The organism is Streptococcus sp. 10824 (genome assembly GCF_013276595.1).
Classification (GTDB): domain Bacteria; phylum Bacillota; class Bacilli; order Lactobacillales; family Streptococcaceae; genus Streptococcus; species Streptococcus pseudopneumoniae.
In genome coordinates, this window is sequence record NZ_VMLH01000105.1 from 1 (window position 1) to 4,773 (window position 4,773).

The 4,773-nt window shown below is 36.6% G+C and carries 5 protein-coding genes and 2 pseudogenes; all 7 read left to right on the top strand.

The genetic code is table 11. From position 1 onward, the window contains the following. The first annotated feature begins 329 nt into the window (after positions 1-329). The 7 genes and pseudogenes from HT701_RS09445 (at position 330) to HT701_RS09475 (ending at position 4,673) form a co-directional block, all read left to right on the top strand. Positions 330-584, top strand: a complete 255-nt coding sequence (locus tag HT701_RS09445; protein ID WP_016398854.1) for a type II toxin-antitoxin system Phd/YefM family antitoxin — start codon at positions 330-332, stop codon at positions 582-584. A gap of 3 nt (positions 585-587) precedes the next feature. Beyond that, a complete protein-coding gene (locus tag HT701_RS09450; RefSeq protein ID WP_000924730.1) occupies positions 588-842 on the top strand; it encodes a Txe/YoeB family addiction module toxin in 255 nt (84 codons plus the stop codon). Positions 843-1,188: 346 nt separating this feature from the next. Next, a pseudogene (locus HT701_RS11890) lies at positions 1,189-1,692 on the top strand (KilA-N domain-containing protein); the annotation flags it as partial. Then, positions 1,646-1,786 (top strand): hypothetical protein, encoded by a 141-nt coding sequence (locus HT701_RS09460; RefSeq protein ID WP_000899898.1) that lies wholly within the window; start codon positions 1,646-1,648, stop codon positions 1,784-1,786. The pseudogene HT701_RS11890 and the gene HT701_RS09460, both read left to right, overlap by 47 nt. 15 nt (positions 1,787-1,801) lie before the next feature. Then, entirely contained in the window at positions 1,802-2,587 is a 786-nt protein-coding gene (locus HT701_RS09465) for a hypothetical protein (RefSeq protein WP_000669602.1), read from the top strand. A 136-nt stretch (positions 2,588-2,723) separates the two neighbouring features. Next, a pseudogene (locus tag HT701_RS09470) lies at positions 2,724-2,978 on the top strand (recombinase family protein); the annotation flags it as partial. 81 nt (positions 2,979-3,059) lie between these two features. Beyond that, entirely contained in the window at positions 3,060-4,673 is a 1,614-nt protein-coding gene (locus HT701_RS09475; RefSeq protein WP_000404950.1) for a ribonuclease Y, read from the top strand. The last annotated feature ends 100 nt before the right edge of the window (positions 4,674-4,773 follow it).

Consider the following 4,773-nt stretch of genomic DNA (forward strand, 5'->3'; position numbering starts at 1 on the left):
CTCTTCGAAAATCTCTTCAAACCGCGTCAACGTCGCCTTGCCGTATATATGTTACTGACTTCGTCAGTTCTATCTGCAACCTCAAAACAGTGTTTTGAGCTGACTTCGTCAGTTCTATCTGCAACCTCAAAACAGTGTTTTGAGCTGACTTCGTCAGTCTTATCTACAACCTCAAAGCAGTGCTTTGAGCAACCTGCGGCTAGTTTCCTAGTTTGCTCTTTGATTTTCATTGAGTATAAATAGATGGAAAAGAAAATCTTGTACAAGTTCCTGACAATTTCTTTCTTTTCGTGTATAATAGTGGAAAAGAGGTAAAACGAGGTATGGTTATGGAAGCAGTCCTTTACTCAACATTCCGAAATCATTTAAAGGACTACATGAAGAAGGTAAACGATGAATTTGAGCCTTTGACAGTGGTTAATAAAAATCCAGACGAGGACATTGTAGTCCTTTCAAAGAGCGAGTGGGATAGTATTCAAGAAACTCTGAGAATCGTTCAAAATAAGGAACTATCTGACAAGGTCTTGCGAGGAATGGCTCAAGTTCGTGCTGGAAGTACTCAGGTCCATGTTATTGAGGAGTGATGAATGCTACTCAAGTTTACAGAAGATGCGTGGGCAGATTATTGCTACTGGCAAACCCAGGACAAGAAAACGTTAAAAAGAATCAATAAACTAATCAAGGATATTCAACGTGATCCCTTTACAGGAATAGGTAAGCCAGAACCACTAAAGTATGACTACCAAGGAGCCTGGTCACGTCGTATCGACGCAGAAAATCGCTTGATTTATATGATGGATGGAGATAGCGTGGCTTTCTTGTCCTTTAAAGATCATTACTAAGTCTACTGCGAAGTAGGCTTTTTATTTTTTAAATTTTTATTAGTAAGTTTAAGATAAAGTTTTTTGGAAAATGACAGAATCCCTAATACAAAAGACAAAAACTCAGAAAAGAAAGTTAGTATATGAACTTCGATCTTTACCCTTGAATCCGCTTTATAACTCTTAATTTGTGGTATAATGAAGAGAATTGTAAATCATAAAAACAGGGGAAGCAAATGTCTAATTTTAAAGAAAAACTACCGATATTCCAGTCGAACGATGTTCAGATTTCAAATGTAGTCAATGCAGTTTGGTCGATTGCGAACACCTTACGTGGAGCTTATCGTTCGGATAAGTATCGAGTGATGTAATTAAAAATTGGATGAGAAGAAAAGATACAATTGAGTTTCTTGGTTTATGGAAAAGCTTAAACAACATGAATTTCAATTCGGTCGAATTCGACCGAATTAAATCGGAAGCTGGATATAATTCATTTACATTGTCTCCTAAGAAATGGGTAGAGAAAACTGGAGCAATCGGAATTATCTCAAAAGGTGGAAGATATGGTGGTGCATTTGCACATACAGATATTGCCTTTGAATTTGCTTCATGTATTTCTGCTGAATTTAAGATGTATGTAATTCAGGATTACAAAAGACTTAAGTCAGATTAAAATTCTAAGATATCATTAGGCTGGAATTTGAATAGAGAAATTTCTAAGATTAACTACAAAATTCATACAGATGCAATCAAAGAATATCTCTTAAAAGATCTTACCAACGAACAGTTGTCTTACAAGTATGTAAGTGAAGCAGATATGATCAATGTTGTTTTATTTAACAAAAGAGCTAAACAGTGGCGTGAAGAAAATAGGAACAATTAGTACAACACTTGTAGTAGTTGCGGGAGTAAGTGCGGGTGTGCTTGGAGGAAAATTTGACTTTAAATTTCCTAAAAAGATTTAATGGAGAATAATAAATATGAAGTTTAAAAATTATCTATTTGATTTATATCCTTATTTTCCCAAAGGTTTTTCATTATATAATAGAAAGGATCCTGATGTATGTAGTAAGGCGTTGTACGATGATTTATGTAAGATGTTTTTTGATGATGATTCAAAAGAAAAACTTAAAATAACATCTGTATGTAATAAATGCCAAAACTTTGGAAATGGAGATTTTTATACTTTATTTATTGATAAGGATAAGTATTTATTATCAAGTGATTATATAGGAGCCTCTATTTATTGGGCAAGAAAGGCAGGATTAAACGACAGAATAATTTTAGATCATTTGAGTATTTCAAGAACAATAGGTGGACACATTCTTTTCCCTAGAGGTGGTGGAAAATCAGAAACCGTTAATACAGCTAGAGGTGGAAAACCTAGAATCAAGAATGGAATTTATAAAGGATATTATGATCGTTTTGATTTAACACTATATGCTATAAAAGAATGGTTTGCGGGAAATAATAATTCAAAAATAGATTATGCTATAGAGAATTACCGTGAATGGTTTGAACTATTTTTTGATGATGATAATTGTAAAAATGGATTTGAGAAATTTGTCGAGTTTTTTAAGTTAGAAGGATTTATATATGAGCAAAATAAAATTATAGATTTAATTAAATCAGATTTAGAGAACAATCAGGTTGTCTTTTTAGATAAAGAAGATATTAGGATTGCTAGCACAGAAGAAGAATATATAAGATATATGAAAAATCTTAATATCATTATTCTAGAAAGAACTAAAAAAATATTATTATAAATATTTCAGCACCAGTTAAATAAAATGTGCGTTTTCTTTATCAAAAAAATTAATAAAAGAGGTTACCAAGAGGGATAAATTTTAAGTGTAGGGGGAATTTATCCTTTTTGCTTTTGAGGTAGAAGAGAAATCTATTGAATTATCCTATGAATATGTAGATGATGGATATAGTGGTTCTAATTTTGAGCGACCAAATTTTAAGAATATGATTGATGACCTGAATAAAGGAAAGTTTTCTATCATTATGGTAAAAGATTTATCTCGTTTCGGCAGAGATTATATCGAGTCAGGAAAGTACTTACAAAAGATATTTCTTGAAAAAGGTATTCGCTTTATATCTGTAAATGATAACTATGATAGTGATAATGCGGATGTTAGCGATATCCATTTAAGGTTTGTGAAAATCACTTTTTTATGGTAGAATGTAAAAGAATGTATGTCATTCGGAATAACAATAAAATGAGGTAAAAACATGGAAATCATGTCGCTTGCGATTGCTGTTTTTGCCGTCATCATTGGTTTAGTCATTGGATATGTCAGCATCTCAGCTAAGATGAAATCATCTCAGGAAGCTGCAGAGTTGATGCTTTTAAATGCTGAACAAGAAGCAACTAATTTACGTGGACAAGCTGAGCGTGAAGTGGATTTACTTGTTAATGAAGCCAAACGTGAAAGCAAGTCTCTTAAAAAAGAAGCACTATTGGAGGCCAAAGAAGAAGCCAGAAAATACCGTGAAGAAGTGGACGCTGAATTCAAATCAGAACGTCAAGAACTCAAACAAATCGAAAGTCGTTTGACAGAGAGAGCTACTAGCCTTGACCGTAAGGACGACAATTTGACGAGTAAAGAACAAACACTTGAACAAAAAGAACAAAGTATTTCTGATAGAGCGAAAAACCTTGATGCGCGTGAAGAGCAATTAGAGGAAGTCGAAAGACAAAAAGAAGCAGAACTAGAGCGTATTGGTGCTCTGTCTCAGGCAGAAGCACGAGATATTATCTTGGCACAGACAGAGGAAAACTTGACCAAGGAGATTGCCAGTCGTATTCGCGAAGCTGAGCAAGAGGTCAAGGAACGTTCTGACAAAATGGCCAAGGACATCCTGGTTCAAGCTATGCAACGTATCGCTGGTGAATATGTAGCGGAGTCAACAAACTCAACGGTTCATCTGCCAGACGATACTATGAAGGGACGCATTATTGGTCGTGAAGGTCGTAACATTCGTACCTTTGAAAGTTTGACAGGGGTCGATGTGATTATCGACGATACACCAGAAGTGGTGACCTTGTCAGGATTTGATCCGATTCGTCGTGAGATTGCCCGTATGACTATGGAAATGTTGCTCAAGGATGGTCGTATCCACCCAGCTCGTATCGAAGAGTTGGTTGAGAAAAACCGTCAAGAGATTGACAATAAGATCCGTGAATACGGTGAGGCTGCTGCCTATGAGATTGGCGCACCAAACCTTCATCCAGACTTGATGAAGATTATGGGTCGCTTGCAATTCCGGACTTCATATGGCCAAAATGTTTTGCGCCATTCGATTGAGGTTGCTAAGTTAGCTGGTATTATGGCCAGCGAGCTTGGTGAGAATGCGGCTCTTGCCCGTCGTGCTGGATTCCTTCACGACATCGGAAAAGCCATTGACCGCGAGGTTGAAGGTAGCCACGTTGAAATCGGTATGGAATTGGCACGTAAGTACAAGGAACATCCAGTTGTGGTCAATACGATTGCTAGTCACCACGGAGATGTTGAAGCTGAGAGCGTCATTGCAGTTATCGTTGCTGCAGCAGATGCCTTGAGCGCAGCTCGTCCAGGTGCTCGTAGTGAGTCTCTTGAAAGCTACATCAAGCGTCTCCATGATTTGGAAGAAATTGCGAACGGCTTTGAAGGGGTACAAAATAGCTTTGCCCTTCAAGCAGGACGTGAAATTCGTATCATGGTCAATCCAGGAAAAATCAAGGACGACAAAGTCACAATCTTAGCTCACAAAGTTCGTGAGAAAATTGAAAACAATCTCGATTACCCAGGAAATATCAAGATAACCGTGATTCGTGAGCTTCGTGCAGTAGATTATGCTAAATAATAAAAAACTGAGGTCAGTGAAATCTGACTTCAGTTTTTTTGAAGTACGACGGGCATGTGGTGCATCTGAGGTGTAATACTCTGTAAGCGCGTCATAACAA